We start from the raw sequence: 14,523 nt of genomic DNA on the forward strand, positions 1-14,523 counted from the left end.
TTGAGCCAATACCATTGTTGTGATGGTATTGGCTTTTGTTGTTTAGGCCACCGGCAAATTCATGGAGCAGGAGATGATTCTGGATGACTGATTCCCAGGCCAGTGCGAGTGCGTTTGGTTTCGGTATTCGCCGGCTGGTGCTGGTGGATTCCGCGGGGTTTTGTTACGTGGAGATTCCGGTGGACAACCATGGGTTGATCCTGGGGCCCGGCAACCTCGGCAAATCCAGCCTCCTGAATTCGCTGCGCCTGTTCCTGCTACCGGAAAACAATTTCCGCAACAGCCGCAAGAAATTCGCCTTCCGCAATGCCAGTGCCGGCAACTTCTACACCAATGAGGAAAGCTACCAGCACTATTTCCCCAGTCAGTTCAGCTTCCTGATCATGGAGGCGGAAAATCCCGCCGGTGTGCACTGTCAGATTCTCTACCGGGATAGCAGCAGCCAGCTCAGTTACGGGCGCATGTTTGCTCCGGTTTCCTACGACCAGCTGCGGCCGCTGTTCTGGAGTGGCGACGATGCCGATGGTATTGGAGAGGCGGTACCGGAGCTGTCGTTCAAGAAGGTGTCCGAGGCGGTGAAAAAGCTGTCGAAAGAGACCCGTTTTGTGAGCGATCCGGCCAAACTGCGCACGTTGCTTTACAGCAGCGAGCTCATGAACGCCGACGCCGTGCGTTATTCGGTCCTTCCCCTGGCCGAGGCGGATGAACGCCGGGTGCAGTCACTGCGAACCCTGATTTTGCTGTTGTTTGAAATGAAGGCTGACGACCGGGCCATGGCCAACGCCGTGGCCAGTATTGTCGAGGCGGACAAGAAATTCGCCGATGACGCCTTTGATTTCAACATCGACGAATTTCTGGAACGTCACGAGCAGCTAAAACAGCGCCAGGCCCGGTTGAACCGGATTGAGAAGGAGCGGGGCCGGTTTGAAAAACTGAACGGGGCCTATCAGAACTATCAGGCCCTGCTGCGCAGTCAGCACGAGTTTGCCGCCTTCCGGGACGGGCTGGCCAATGCCCTGGATACCGTTGGCCGGGAGCGTCGCCAGGCCGTGACGCAGTATCAGGAGCAGAATGAGGCACTGAAACACCTGGCACAGGCGCTCAAAAAGCTGGAACAGGAGTCCAAAGGCCTTGAGGGTGAGATCAAATCCGAGGCCCGCAACCTGAAAAAAGCCGAGCAGGACCAGCGCGACGGTGAGTTGCTGGCCTCCCAATACGGCGATATGAGCTTGCAGGAGATTGATGACATCCTGCAGGAGGAGCTGGAGCGCAAACTGGGGCACCTGGCCGCGCTGAAGAGTGCGGCCCAGGCGGAAATCCGGCTGGAGCAGATTGAGAGGAAACGCCAGGAGTTTGAAGCGAAATTGCAGGCCCTGGCTGAGCGTGAAAGTCGCCAGCAATGGCAGTTGGCTCATCAGTTGGATGAGTCCGTGGTGGCTCCTTTGCGGGCGGTGGACCCCCGGTTGATGCTTGCCAGCCCAGGGCAGGCACTGGATGCGCAAACCCGCGAGACCATCACCGCCTTCGGCCAGTTGTTTTCGTCCACCGAGACGGGCTATGACTGGTTCGATACCGAATACGCGAGCCAGCCCGCCCGGGCTGAAGATTATCAGGCCCAAAGGCAGCGTATACAGGGCGAGCTCCACGCCCTGGAAAAGGAACGATCCGAGCTGGCGACCGACGAGGGCCAGGAGCACGATCGGCCGCAGTTGATTGAACGCACGGACAAAGAAATTCGGGCGATTACCAAGGAACTGGATACGCTCAAGCGTTTCCCTGGGGCGGAGACCCGGCTGCGGGATGCCACGGCGGAAAAAGAGGCTGCCGAAGAGGCTCTTGCCAAGGTTCAGGAGCAAGGGAACCTGGAGCGGGAGCGGTTGGAAGCGGTGGAACAGAAAGCCGCCCGGGCCCGAGCGGAGAAAGACCGCATTGAGGAGCGGGAGCGGGAACTGACCCAGCTTAGCCGCAGCCTGCGCACGGTTGAGCATCGGTTCCAGTACCTGAAAAACACCCAGTGCGATCAGCCGCTGGCGGTGGACCAGGTGTCGGAGTCGGCCTTTGAGGAACTGCAGGGCCGGCTGGATGAGCTGGAAAACCTGCGGCGCAGCATTCTTAACCACCTGAACCAGTTTGTCTTCCAGGGCCTCCTGGAGGATCGCGAGGATGAATTACAGAAAGACAGCCCGGTCTCCTCGGCAATCCGTGAGGCTTTCAAGGCCCTCTCGGACCTGTTTGCCAGCATGACCGAGGAGTGGCGCGTGCACCACGAACAGATTGAGGTGCACAATGAAACCGTGGCCAGTTACCGGCAGGCGCTGAAATCCAATCATGAGCACATCTCCCGCTTCGAAGCCCAGCTTAACCGGGAACTGGAGGGCGTTCGGATTAATGACCTGGTGGAAATCAGGGTGGATATCCACACTGATCCCAAATTCCGCAATCTCGTGGAAGAAGCCAACAATATCGACCCGTTTGGCAACGAACTGCAGTCTGATGCCTTCTACGATCGCCTGCGGGTGTTTGTGGCGGACTTCTTCGGCGAGCAGGGCGGTAGCAAGCACCTGACCATGGACAAGGTGATCACCGGCATTTCCTATCGCACCCGCAAGGAAAACGCCACTGGCCTGGACACCAAGGGCCAGTCCACCTCCACAACTGCCCTGATCAACCTGGAGCTGGTGTATCGCCTGCTCAAACGGGTGCTGTATCCCGGTGTGCAGCTGTCGTTCCCGTTGGTGCTGGATGAGCTGGCCAGTGTTGATGTCAGCCAGATGCCGGCTCTGCTCGATCGGCTGAGTCGGCAGGGCTTTAATCTGTTCTCGGCGGCCACCCACAGTGCCAGTGCCGAGATGATCTACCTGGTGGGCCGGCACCTGGAAGTTGGGCAGATGCGCACGGCACGCCCCTATAGCCCTCACCGCACTCTCGTGTTCTGGGGTGGCCCTGAAGGTTTTACCGATGGCGAAGCGGTGAGCCACTGGGTGGATCAGTCCCAGGACAGCCTGCTGGAGTCAGTGGATGAGTAAGCGTTTCAGCACGCTGGATACCACGCGCCTGCTGTTTGAACATCCGAAGATCCTGTTTCGGCTGATCGAGCGGATGGATCGCAACGAGGCCCGCTACGTGCGCGAGAGCGATCTGGTGGCGGAGGTGATGGACTATTCGCGCCGCCTGGGCCGGGCCGACAAAGACCGGGTGCGTCTGGCTTTGAGCACCGATAATCTGTTTCGCAGTGGTCTGGTCATCGACATCATCAAGGCCGAAGGCGAGCGTCGCCTGGTGTTCCAGGACGCGTTGATTAATATGATGCGGGCCTGCAACGCGTCTTTGTACCAGGAGCTTACCGATGCAAGGCTTCGGGGGCATCTGGTGACCCTGCGGGATGTCCGTGATCGGCTGGAGGTCAGCAGCTTCAGCGAATTTGATCCGGACTTTACCGAACTGCGGGATGACTTGAACGAGCGGGTCAGTCAGCTGATTGGCCTGCTGCGCCAGAATGTGATCCGCATGCAGACCATTTCCGGCCAACTGGCGGAGTTGTCCGGCGATGCCAGCCGGGCACCGGACAGGTATCTGGAGTTTCGTCAGAACCTGTTTGATCAGATCGTGACCCTGTACGAGCGCCATATCAAGCCAACGCTGGTATTCCTTAACCCGGACACCCGGCTGCCCGACGGCAGCAACCTGTTCGACACCTTGGAAGCGATGGTGCGGTTGCTGGAAGCCAACGGTGATCACAGCCTGGCTGACCAGATTTTCCGTTCAGCGCTCAGCCTCAATGCGCTGTACAAGCCAATTCAGTCGGTGGCGCGGGAAGTGGAGCATTTTCTGCGTAAAACCCGCCAGGGCATGGTGCAGTACAACGCCATGGAGCATTTCTACAGCCAGTTGCGTTCCCTGAAGGACGACACTGAAACCCTGAGCCTACGCCGTAAGTGGCTGGAGGGCGGGGCGTTTGCCCGCAACACGGGGTTCCTGGTGGGCTTGCGCGCGCAGCAGCGGCCCAAACACTACGCGTTCGGGCAATCGTCCAGTTACTACCAGTTACTGCTTAGCGAACTGGATTTGCGACTGTCGGACATCCGTCGCCAGGACGAGGTGCCGGTATTGCAGGAAGTGTCTGGCAGTGGCCGAAATGCCCGCGTTGATGTCCAGCGCATTCGACGGCTCTACGACTGGCTGGAGAGCCTGGAGCTGCGCCCGACTGAGGATCTGGTGCGCGAGCTGCATGGTCGTTTGGAAGGATTTATCCCCGGCTACCGCCCGCCGGACCTGCTTGCGTCGCTCAACCGCTTGGTGAACACGCCACCGCCGGGATACCAGGTGGTGACGACCAATCGCTTCCGTATTCTGGAAACCGACAGTACCCTGCCGGAAGCCGGGGAACAGTTTGTCTACCGCAAGCGCCGCCTGGAACCACGAACCGAGGTAAACGATGACTGAAGCAACCGTGGCGACTGAGCCGGGTATCAATGCTGGCGAACCATCGATGACCAGCTTTGAGGATATTCTGCCGGCACAGAGTGCCGCGATCTATCGCGAATTCCAGGCCGGTCGTGTGATAGTCCGGGAGGTCTGGGACAGCAACCGTTCCGAGCTTGTGGCTAATCCCCAATACAACCTGCTGTACAACCATCTGGCGCATTTCCGCACGCTTTACGAGCACCTGGGCAGCGAGTTGGTGTTTGATGAGAACGGAGCGTTCTTCTTTTTGAAGGAGAGCAGCGACAACGACAGCGAGGAGCACGACGAGAATGCCTTTCGGGTGCAGGTGGTGCTGTTGCTGATCGGTCGTTATTTCGCCCGAAGCGGCCGGGATCTCGATTATCTCGGGCGACCGGAAGCCGGACTAAACGAGCAGGACCTTCAGGCGCTGGCGGCCGACGAGGAATACCAGGATATCCTGCGGGCCGCCCGTTTTGAAAAAGGGCTGGCCGAAGCGCTGGATTATCTGGATAAACGAAACCTGCTGTTCCGCGCCGGCGCGGAGCGTTATTTTTTGAGCTCTGCGGGCATGCATTTTCTGCACGAGCTGGTGCGCGAATACGAGCAGGGTTGAGTTCAGAAACAACCTCGGGCGCAGCCAACGTTGTTGCGCCCGCTGGCTTTGACGTTGTACATGGCGGCATCGGCGGCGTTCAGCAGGTCTACCGATGTAATGCCATCAACGGGGTAGATGGCGACACCCACGGAGGCGCCGATATCCACCGTATGGCCTTGAATACTGAAAGGTTGGTTCAGTACGGCCACCAGCTTTTCGGCTATCGGGCGGGCATCATCGGGGCTGCGTAATGGGCCGGAGATAATTTCGAATTCGTCGCCGCCCCGGCGGCCAACAAAGTCGTCCTCCCGCAGGCAGTTCTCCAGGCGTCTGGCGACGTTAATCAGTAGCTCATCCCCCGCCTGATGACCGTAGATGTCGTTAACGGGTTTGAAACGGTCAAGATCAAGAAACATCACGGCGAATCGGGTGTCCGTGGGCTGGCACTGGTCGATTGTCTGGCGAAGGTGCTGCTCCAGGGCGGCCCGGTTGGGCAGGTTGGTGAGGTTGTCGAGGTGTGCCATGCGACGGATCTGCGTTTCGGACTTTACCCGCTCGGTAATATTGGTAAAGGTCATGACGTAGTGCTGAATAACGCCCGTCGTATCGGCAATTGGCGACACCGTGACCAGGTACGGGGTTGTTTGCCCTTTGGCGGTTTCCAGCCAGACTTCGCCCTGCCACATCTTTTCCCGCGACAGGCGTTTACGCAGCCATTCAGTGATTTCCTGCTCTGGCTTTTCGGTGATCAGGAAGTCACTCATCTTCATCCGCATGACCTTGCGTCCGGGTAAGCCGGTAATATCCAGAAACGCGGGGTTGGCGCGGATAATGTTGAGCGATGTGTCGGAAATCACCACGATTTCATGGGTGTGTTCAAACACCTGGTAGGCCAGGCGTAGTTCTTCCGAGGAACGGGCGATTTCCTCGGCCTGGCTGGTCAGGGTATGGGCCAGGGGTTTAAGGGAGCGTTTGACGAGCAATCCGGAAAGACCGGACAGGCCAAAGATGATGGACAGCGCTATGATGGCTTCACGAAACACGCCGGAAAAGACATCCGACATGTCCGACCGTACGTGTACTTCCCAGTCATAGCCATCGAGGGGCCGAAGGAAACTTAACACCTGGGTACCATCCGCCTCGGTAGCCATTATGTAGCCTTCGGAGTAGGTTTCCTGCAAAGGTTCACCTTCATGCAGGCAGCCTACCGGTGGGGTCAGCACCAACCGACCGGTGCCGGAGTCCAGGGCCAGGCGCTTGGTCTGGGCGTTATCCAGCAGGCAAACCTGAAAGCCGTCACCGGAATTGAACACGCGCAGAAACGGCTCCGGTGTGAACAACAGCATGTCGTAGCCGACTTGTGCGCCGCCGGTTTGTATCTTGCCGATAGTGTGCAACAGGGGTGTCGAAGAAGTGTTGTTTTCCAGCGAGTACTGTTTGATATCGAGGCCGGACAGGAGTGGCACTAGCCGTGGCAAACGGTCAGCCAAGGGGCCAATGCGAGCCACCTCATTGCCGGCGATGTCGTAACGAATGATTGCGGCAAGGTTGTCCATGCCCCGGGCGCCATCTCTGAGGCGTGGGTAAGTGAACGCCTGCAGGGCCTTCAGGCTGATGTGTCCCTGGGCGTATTCCCCCAGCATTCTGGCGAGTTCAGAGCGGCTGGCGGTTTGTCGGGCCAGATCCTGGTGCTGGTCAAGGATGGTGCGAATGCTTTCGGTCTTGGTGTTGGCGACATTGGTGGCCAACTGTTCGGTCAGGTTGTGGGTTTCTTTGATGAAGGGTATGGATACCGCGATAGCCACGACAATGCCGGTCAGAACCGCTGCAATCACTGCGCGGTTAACGATCTGGCGCCTCTGGTCGTGAATATCCATATAAAAAACTGTTTTATGCGACTGGTTGCAAAGCTCAAATTATAGTCTATTTAGCAATCGATAAGCCAATTTTGTCTAAAAAAGACTCATCTTAGCCAAAGGGCTTATAGATTGAGGCTGCCCACCCTCCTAGTATCCGCGACGAAAATTCTCAAGCCGTGGATTCTCCTATGTCTGAGCTGAACGCGAAGAACAGTTATCTTGCGCAACGGAAGCCAAGATCCGAGTTTGATACTCGTGAAGAATATCTGGAGCACGAACTGCAAGTCATGGCGCCACGCCGCTGGCGGCCCAACCTCCCGTTCCGGGACTACAACTTTGAGTGGGAAGACTGGGTGCCTGCCATGGCCGCGACCATCGGTAAGGTGGTCATGGTTGCTGCTATCGTAGCAGCGTTTGCCACTCCGCTGGGCCTGTCCACAGAATTCGTGACCGAAAACGTCCGCTTCGAGCTGGTGATTGCTGGCCTCCTGTTCGTTATTCTGATTTCCGGTTTCCTGAACCCGACTGCTAACCTGGCCGGTACTCATGGCCCCCTGATTGCCATGATTCCGCTGATTGTAGCGTCCGGCGGCCACCCCATGGCCCTCGGCATTATGGTGGGTGTTCTCGGCTTTATTCTGGGTATCACCAAGGGCGGTAGTCTGCTGACCAAACTGACCAGTAACGGCGTGGCCGGTGGCCTGCTGCTCTATTTGGGTTTTATTGGCGTGACCAGCCAGGTTAAGGCCCTGTTCAACTGGGCCGAAGGCTTTGACATGGGGTATCTGGCCTTCGTGGTGCTGATATTGACCATTGTTATGTACGCCTGGCTTGAGCATATCAGCAAGCGCTGGCTGGCGGTGCCGCTGGGCTGTTTGCTGGCCGGGGTGGTGGCTTTCGCCCTGGGGGCGCCGTTTGAATTCAGCACCGACCCCGGTTTTCCAATCGTGAACCCGGCCTGGTGGTGGGGTGAGGACACCGGCTGGCAGTTGGGTCTTCCGGACTTTCAGGCGTTCCTCGCCGTGGCTCCGTTTGCGGTTCTGGCAGTAGCCATGTGGTCCCCGGACTTCCTGGGTCATCAGGTGTTCCAGAAGTTGAACTACCCGAAGAACAGCGACCGGGTCATCATGAACATTGATGACACCATGATTGGTGCCTCGGCACGACAGGTTGTGGGTAGCGCTTTGGGTGGCGCCAACATTGCCTCTTCCTGGGGGACCTACATGGTACCGGCTGCCATTGCCAAGCGCCCGATTCCAGCCGGGGCGGTACTAACAGGTATTCTGTGCCTGGCCACAGCGCTGATTGGCTACCCGATGGATCTGGCGGTGTGGCCGCCGGTGCTGCGAGTTGCCTTGATCGTGGGTGTATTCCTGCCACTGCTGGAGGCGGGTATGCAGATGACACGCAAGGGTAAAACCACCGAGTCTGCCGCCATCGTCATTTTTGCCTCCTCCATGGTGAACCCGGTGTTTGGCTGGTCGCTGACGGTACTGCTGGATAACCTGGGCCTGATTGGCAGCAAAGAGCGCAGTGCTGACCTGGGCCATACCGGCCGCTGGATCATCCCTGGTATCGTATTTGCCGTGCTGTGCGTGGTAATGCTGGCCATCGGCATGTTCCCCGGTATTCCCGCGATGCTGGAAGCCTTCCGCGTCAATTAAGCCTCTTCTGTTTGCCGGTGGGCGCTGTGCCCGCCGGCCGACTGCTTCTGGTATCCTGTTGCCCTTTATTCAACAGTCGGAGCAGTCAATGCCTTCTCTGGAATCCCTGATTATTGAAACCGGTCCCAACCCGGAAGCGTCTGTGATCTGGCTTCATGGCCTGGGTGCCAACGGCCACGATTTCGAACCCGTGGTGCCGGAACTGGCCTTTGCCAAAAAGCGCGCCGTCCGCTTTATCTTTCCTCATGCCCCGGACCTTCCGGTAACCATCAACGGTGGTATGCGCATGCCCGCCTGGTACGACATCCTGGCTTTGAACATTGATCGCCAGCTGGACGAGAAACAGCTGCGGGCGTCGGCCCAGGCCGTGGCAGAGCTGGTGGATCAGGAGCGGGAAAAAGGTATTGCGCCGGAGAACATCCTGGTGGGTGGTTTCTCCCAGGGCGGGGCGGTGGCTTATGAAGCGGCACTGAGCTACCCGGCGCCGCTGGCCGGTCTGTTTGCGTTGTCCACTTATTACGCCACGGCCGATAGCGTTCAGCGCTCGGAGGTGAACCAGAACCTACCGATTTTTGTAGGCCATGGCAGCCATGATCCCATGGTGCCGGAGGCTCTGGGTCAACGGGCGGTCGAGGTGTTGCAGGCGCAAGGCTATGCGCCCGAGTACCATCGCTATGGCATGGAACACAGCCTGTGCCTGGAAGAAATACGCGACATGGATGCGTTTTGTGAGCGGTGCCTGAGCGGGGAATGCCCTCACCGTGTGGATTCGCCAGGTTAGGGCAGAGGCGCCCTGAACCTGGCGGAGCTGTCGGCCATTAATCCTCAGCCGGACGATAGGTCACCACAAAGGCGCCGCGCAGATCCCCTTCTGAAAACCCGGTGGCCTGGTCCTGGGGATAGAGTTCATTGATCTTTGCCTGCACGTCGGGCTTGATATCGCTGCCGTGGCAGTTCAGGCACAGCTTCTGGGTGGGAATGGCACTCATGTACTGAAATTCCGGCTGACCCACGGCGTCTGAAACCTGCCAGACCTCCACCGGTTTGCCATTCACCACTGGCTGCTTGTCCATCGCTTGTAGCTGCATTTCCTGCCAGTCACTCGGCGCATTGTCGGGATTTCGCAGTTTCAGGCTGGTGCGGCCAATGTGCCAGTTGCCTTTGCTGTTCTGGGCGGCTATTTCCGGAGCCAGCGTATTACAGGCAGCAATACCATTGACGACGCCGCCGTTTTCAATGGCTTGTTTCAGGGCCTGCTTTAACGAGCCACCAAAACTCTTCACCAGTGCGCGGGCCTCTTCGACCCGTTGATCAGCCGCCTGAGATAAGGCAGGTGCGGCGAATGCCGATGCCATCAGTATTGCCGTAAGCGCCTTTCTCATTGAACTTCCTCCTTGCAAGAATTCAGGTTTCTATGTTTATAACATTATAGAACATATTTAGCCGAATGCAGAATAACCGATTCCACAGCACATACCCTGCCCGGCCACCAACAACCCCAAGATTACCTTTTTATCATCTTTCTGGCCTTTCTTGCGTGCGTCAGCGAACCGATCGGCCCATGCCATCAGCGTACATTTGAGTCTCATCCCGAACTCCATACTTTACTTTATGGCAGTTCAGCTTCCTGCCCGGTGATCATGCCGGGTAAGGAGGGCTTTGATGAGGTGGTTAAGTAGGACGTTTTGTCCGGCAAACAGAGTCAACGTTAAGGAGATTCTCATGAATAAGTTACGTTCCATGGCACTTTACGCATTGGTCGCGCCGGTTTTGACGCTTGGAGCCGGCTCCGTTCTGGCTGCTGGCCAGGATGGTGATCAGCAAAAAGAGAGCTCTCAGTATGAGCAGAGTGCAGGGCAATCTGATTCAAAAATGAAGTCAGACGGCAAAATGCACTCGGATAGCAATAAAGCCATGCGCGATCAGTCTGGAATGAAAAACCAGGACTATATCGCCTCTACCCCCGCGAACGGCATGCGGGCAAGTGGTCTGATCGGTGCGGAGATTACAACCACTGGTGATGAAAATGTGGGCGAAGTCAGCGACCTGATCATTGACCAAAACGGTCAGGTTGTAGCCGTTGTCGTGGGCGTTGGTGGATTCCTGGGAATGGGTGAAAAAGATGTCGCCATAAGCTGGGATCAGCTGACAGCATCAGGCACTTCGGATGGGCAGAAGCTGCGGGTTAACGTAACCCGTGACGAGCTGCAATCCGCGCCAAAGTTTGAAAAGCAAAACTAAATTCCGATATTCCCGTTCGGGTTGGAATGGATAAACGGCAGGGGCAAAGGCCTCTGCCGTTTCCATGATTAACGCCAACCGAGCAAACAATGAGAGATGAATAATGAAACTCAGTAAAACGATTGCCGCTGCCATGTTTATCAGCGCCTTGACGATCACGCTGTCTGCTTGTGAGCAGGATGGCCCCATGGAAGAGGCTGGTGAGGAAGTCGACGAGTCAGTCGAGGAGGCCGGCGATGCCATCGAGGAGGCAACTGACAAGGATTGAACCGCTGAATGACACTATCTACTGGAGGACGAAATGATGGGTATTATCATATGGCTTATCATGGGTGGCGTGGTCGGCTGGGTTGCAAGCCTGATCATGGGCACGGATGGCCAGCAGGGCATCATCCTTAACGTCGTGGTCGGCATCGTCGGTGCACTGATCGGTGGGTGGTTGATCGGGCCGCTGCTTGGTGCAGGCTCCATCAATGATGGCATCACCGTCATGAGCTTCATCGTGTCGCTTATCGGTGCCGTCATACTGCTTGCCATCCTGAGCCTTTTTCAGCGTAAATCGAAAGGCTGAAGGGGGCGCCCGTCACTGACCCGTTATCCGAGCTTTGTGCTTTCCCCAGCTCGGATAACCATTCCCAGATATACATTCCCTTACCAAACTGCAACCGACACCTTCCGGGGCGATCCGTACTCTGTCTGAATGATGCGAGTATTGTTACCACGGGAACGCCTTGTTCACTCCGGGCATATCATCAAAACGCTGCTAGTGGCTGCATGTCTGCCGCTGTCTCTTCCCTTGCTTGCCGAAGACCGGGAAGAAAATGGCTACCGGCTGCTTGAGCTGGACGGCAATCTGGTCAAGTGGGGCGAGCAGAGGTTAGGGGTGGGGGCGAATGTCAGTTATGCTTTCGCTGATGAGACGCTGCGGTTTGATGGTGCACGGAATTGTCGCGATCTGGAACCGATGAAAAGCTTGTCGGGACCGGGCCTCTCTTTTGAGATACTGGCCCGCGAGACTGCGGCGGCATTTCGGGTCTGGGAACGCGCTGCTGACCTTTCATTTTATCAGGTTGCTGATGCTCGGGATGCGGATATCATTCTGGGTGCACAGGGCCAGCCTGAGATGCGAGCCTTCGCCAATGTTTCCTACACCGAGGAATCGGAAGAGCTGATAGAGGGCATGCGTGCCATTGAGCAGTCGCTGGTATGCCTGAACCCCGACAAGAAATGGAAGGTGGGTTTCGGTGGCGACACGGAGGTCTATGATCTCCGCTATACCCTGATTCACGAGATCGGGCACGCCATCGGCCTGGACCACCCCGGCCCCTCGGGGCAGGTGATGGGATTTCGCTATACCGAGGAATTCCCCGAGCTTCAGCCCGGGGACCTGCGAGGTATCCGGCGGCTTTATGGCCGTAGCACCAGGCGCGATGTGCTGGCCGATGGCTCCGACATCCCTGCCTCCGGAACAGCACTTTGAAGTGGTTCAGAAGTTATAACCCAGACCCACTGTATAGGCCCAGGCTCCATCATCCTGGAATGCATCGGAAGCCTCATCGCTATCGCTAAAGAAGAACTGATACTCGACGCGCCCAATGAAATAGGTCTTTGGTCGCACGTAGTATTTCAGCCCTGTTTCCAGGCCGGCGAAGGCACTGTCTTTGACACCGTCGCCGTAGATGCCACCCAGGCTGCCGCCGACAAACGGGCGTGCACGATTGTCAAGGAACTGATAGTTGAGATAGCCCCGGGTGGATCCATTCCAGTAATCATCTTCAATGTCCGCACCTTCGATACTGGCGTAGTTGATGCTTTGTCGAGCACCCGCCACCAGATTATCACTCAGGTACCAACCCAGGTCGCCGCTCACGCCGAAACTGCCGCTATCCAGATTGCGATCGCTGCTGCCGGTGCCCGAGAGTGAGAACTCCCTGTCACCCTGGTTTGGCCCAACTGAAGAGGATTGTGCCGCGACTGACATGGGCAGTGCACCGAGAAGGCAAAGTGTTATTGCTGCCGTGTTGAGTTTGATCATGTGAAACTCCTTGCTTGCGTTTTTCAGGCTTTATGTGCGGAACGTGCCATGACATGGTTGGCACGAACGATGCCGCATCAGACCTTTGTGAAAGGTCTGCGGATGCGAACGCTATGCCTTAGAATCGGTGCTTGGCCTGCCTTGCGTCTGTTCGTAAGCGCACACAGGGTGCTGAAAAGGGATTACCACCATTTCGACATCATCGGTTTCACCGTCAGTCCATGGATGATGATTGAGAGCACCACGACAACCAGCGTGATGTGGATGAACTCCAGTGCCAGGCCCTCTGGCAGGCCAAAGGCGACAGCGAACATAAGATAATAGAGCGAGCCAATACCACGTACACCAAACCAGCCGACCAGCATCTGCAATCGAAATGGTGTGCCAGAGCCAAGCAGGCCCAGAAAAACGCTGACAGGGCGAACAACTATGAACAGGAACAATGCCAGGCCGACGGCCCTGAAACTCCATGAGTCGAGAAAAAGCATCCCGCCCAGCAGGAGGACGAGCACGAGCTCGGACAAGCGCTCCAGGGGCTCCTTGAATAACAGCGAACCTTCGGATACCTGGCTGGGGACTGGGTTGTGGTTTTCGGCATCAGCCGGCACTGTCGTGATGATCCGTGGGCTTATGATGGACGCGTTGGGGCGGGCCAGTTTCAGTTCCGACTGACGAAGCGAAATGGCTGCGACAAAGACGCCCAGAAACCCCCAGGCATCGATCAGGAGGCAGGCACCATAGACCAGACCGATCAATCCCAGGCCAAGGAAATCGTCCAGTAACCGGTTCTCGGCGTTGTGAAGGTGTTGCTTCTGTATAACCTCGGCTAATAAACGCCCCATCGCGAGCCCGACAGCCAGGGCGGACGCGGTGGACCACAAAACGTCCTTCAGGATCCAGCCCCCGATCATCTCGACGTCGGCCGGCGCGCCAAGCATGGCTAAGCCGAGCATGACAAACGGAAAAGCGCTGCCATCATTCATGCCAGCTTCACTTGTCAGGGTGAATCGCAATGGGTCCGTATCCCCCATGTGTCGAACCTGGACATCCGTCGCCAGCACCGGGTCGGTGGGGGCCAGGATAGCTCCCAGTAAGATGGCCGCTCCCCAGGGTAGCGACAGCACGTAGTAGCCAAAAGCCGCAGTCAGGGCGACGCTGAGGGTCATGGAGATAAAGGCCAGGCGCACTGTTGCCCGCCATTCCCGCCACTGGAACGGAATGGGCATTTTCATACCGGCAATAAACAGCGACAAAAGAACGGCAAGTTCGGCAAGAATTTCCAGTAAATGAGCCTGTTTCAACGGGTTGAAATGGAAAACGCCAATAATCGAGGGGCCGAGGGTGAGTCCGATAGCCAGGTAGACAAGAGATGGTGTCAGATTCAAGCGCTGAAGAATGGACGTGCGTAGCCCCATAGTCACCAGCAGGGCTCCGATCAGTATAAACCAGACAGCGGTGGACACAGTTATTCGCTCCGTATTAACCAATGCAGAATGGTTCTGGAAGCTGACAGAAAAGCGGGGTGAGTTCTGTGCGCTTGCCCACGTGTCTCCGTGTGTTTGATAGCCAACAGACACGGAGTTGATTAAAGGGCAGTATTAGCGGTTAACGGCGCAATGCTTCTTGTGTCGTTGATAGTCGCCAACGATTCCGCTAATCGGCGGGAAGGCCAGAGGAGAGTAA

The 14,523-nt window shown here is 57.1% G+C and carries 13 protein-coding genes; 9 read left to right on the forward strand and 4 right to left on the reverse strand.

Annotation, left to right across the window (positions count from 1 at the left end):
- The first annotated feature begins 83 nt into the window (after positions 1-83).
- The 3 genes from BY454_RS06295 to BY454_RS06305 are packed head-to-tail and all read left to right on the forward strand — an operon-like array spanning position 84 to position 5,059.
- Positions 84-3,026, forward strand: coding sequence for a hypothetical protein (locus BY454_RS06295; protein ID WP_104415963.1), 2,943 nt, complete (start codon positions 84-86; stop codon positions 3,024-3,026).
- Positions 3,019-4,443, forward strand: coding sequence for a hypothetical protein (locus BY454_RS06300; protein ID WP_104415964.1), 1,425 nt, complete (start codon positions 3,019-3,021; stop codon positions 4,441-4,443). Before BY454_RS06295 ends, BY454_RS06300 begins: the two co-directional genes overlap by 8 nt.
- On the forward strand, positions 4,436-5,059 hold the full coding sequence (locus BY454_RS06305) for a condensin complex protein MksE (protein ID WP_258075579.1): 624 nt from the start codon (positions 4,436-4,438) through the stop codon (positions 5,057-5,059). The genes BY454_RS06300 and BY454_RS06305 overlap by 8 nt, the downstream gene beginning before the upstream one ends.
- A 2-nt stretch (positions 5,060-5,061) precedes the next feature.
- On the opposite strand, the gene BY454_RS06310 is transcribed toward BY454_RS06305, so the two are convergent.
- Complete coding sequence (locus BY454_RS06310) at positions 5,062-6,918, reverse strand: diguanylate cyclase domain-containing protein (RefSeq protein WP_104415965.1); 1,857 nt, start codon at positions 6,916-6,918, stop codon at positions 5,062-5,064.
- Positions 6,919-7,088: 170 nt separating this feature from the next.
- Between BY454_RS06310 and BY454_RS06315 the strand changes: the two genes are divergently transcribed.
- Together BY454_RS06315 and BY454_RS06320 are read left to right on the forward strand one after the other, a co-directional pair.
- Positions 7,089-8,564: a DUF3360 family protein gene (locus tag BY454_RS06315; RefSeq protein WP_104415966.1), complete on the forward strand. Its 1,476-nt coding sequence runs from the start codon at positions 7,089-7,091 to the stop codon at positions 8,562-8,564.
- An 88-nt stretch (positions 8,565-8,652) separates the two neighbouring features.
- A complete protein-coding gene (locus BY454_RS06320; RefSeq protein WP_104415967.1) occupies positions 8,653-9,345 on the forward strand; it encodes an alpha/beta hydrolase in 693 nt (230 codons plus the stop codon).
- Positions 9,346-9,382: 37 nt separating this feature from the next.
- Here the strand turns inward: BY454_RS06320 and BY454_RS06325 are convergent, their stop codons facing one another.
- Positions 9,383-9,946 carry a Tll0287-like domain-containing protein gene (locus BY454_RS06325; RefSeq protein WP_104415968.1) on the reverse strand — a complete coding sequence of 188 codons (564 nt, stop codon included), beginning with the start codon at positions 9,944-9,946 and terminating at the stop codon, positions 9,383-9,385.
- A gap of 340 nt (positions 9,947-10,286) precedes the next feature.
- Between BY454_RS06325 and BY454_RS06330 the strand changes: the two genes are divergently transcribed.
- The 4 genes from BY454_RS06330 to BY454_RS06340 all read left to right on the forward strand — a co-directional run bounded on the left by BY454_RS06330 (position 10,287) and on the right by BY454_RS06340 (position 12,285).
- Entirely contained in the window at positions 10,287-10,805 is a 519-nt protein-coding gene (locus tag BY454_RS06330) for a PRC-barrel domain-containing protein (RefSeq protein WP_104415969.1), read from the forward strand.
- Positions 10,806-10,908: 103 nt separating this feature from the next.
- Entirely contained in the window at positions 10,909-11,073 is a 165-nt protein-coding gene (locus BY454_RS16850; protein WP_181049660.1) for a hypothetical protein, read from the forward strand.
- Positions 11,074-11,106: 33 nt separating this feature from the next.
- On the forward strand, positions 11,107-11,376 hold the full coding sequence (locus tag BY454_RS06335; RefSeq protein ID WP_258075580.1) for a GlsB/YeaQ/YmgE family stress response membrane protein: 270 nt from the start codon (positions 11,107-11,109) through the stop codon (positions 11,374-11,376).
- Between the two features lie 195 nt (positions 11,377-11,571).
- Positions 11,572-12,285 carry a matrixin family metalloprotease gene (locus BY454_RS06340; RefSeq protein ID WP_104416037.1) on the forward strand — a complete coding sequence of 238 codons (714 nt, stop codon included), beginning with the start codon at positions 11,572-11,574 and terminating at the stop codon, positions 12,283-12,285.
- A 6-nt stretch (positions 12,286-12,291) separates the two neighbouring features.
- Here the strand turns inward: BY454_RS06340 and BY454_RS06345 are convergent, their stop codons facing one another.
- Both BY454_RS06345 and BY454_RS06350 read right to left on the reverse strand, forming a co-directional pair.
- Positions 12,292-12,840 (reverse strand): hypothetical protein, encoded by a 549-nt coding sequence (locus tag BY454_RS06345; RefSeq protein ID WP_104415970.1) that lies wholly within the window; start codon positions 12,838-12,840, stop codon positions 12,292-12,294.
- Between the two features lie 182 nt (positions 12,841-13,022).
- The gene (locus tag BY454_RS06350) at positions 13,023-14,303 is read right to left on the reverse strand and encodes a cation:proton antiporter (protein ID WP_104415971.1); all 1,281 of its coding nucleotides are present in this window, start codon (positions 14,301-14,303) and stop codon (positions 13,023-13,025) included.
- Between the last annotated feature and the right edge of the window lie 220 nt (positions 14,304-14,523).

The sequence above is a fragment of the Marinobacter persicus genome, from assembly GCF_002934325.1.
Taxonomy (GTDB): domain Bacteria; phylum Pseudomonadota; class Gammaproteobacteria; order Pseudomonadales; family Oleiphilaceae; genus Marinobacter; species Marinobacter persicus_A.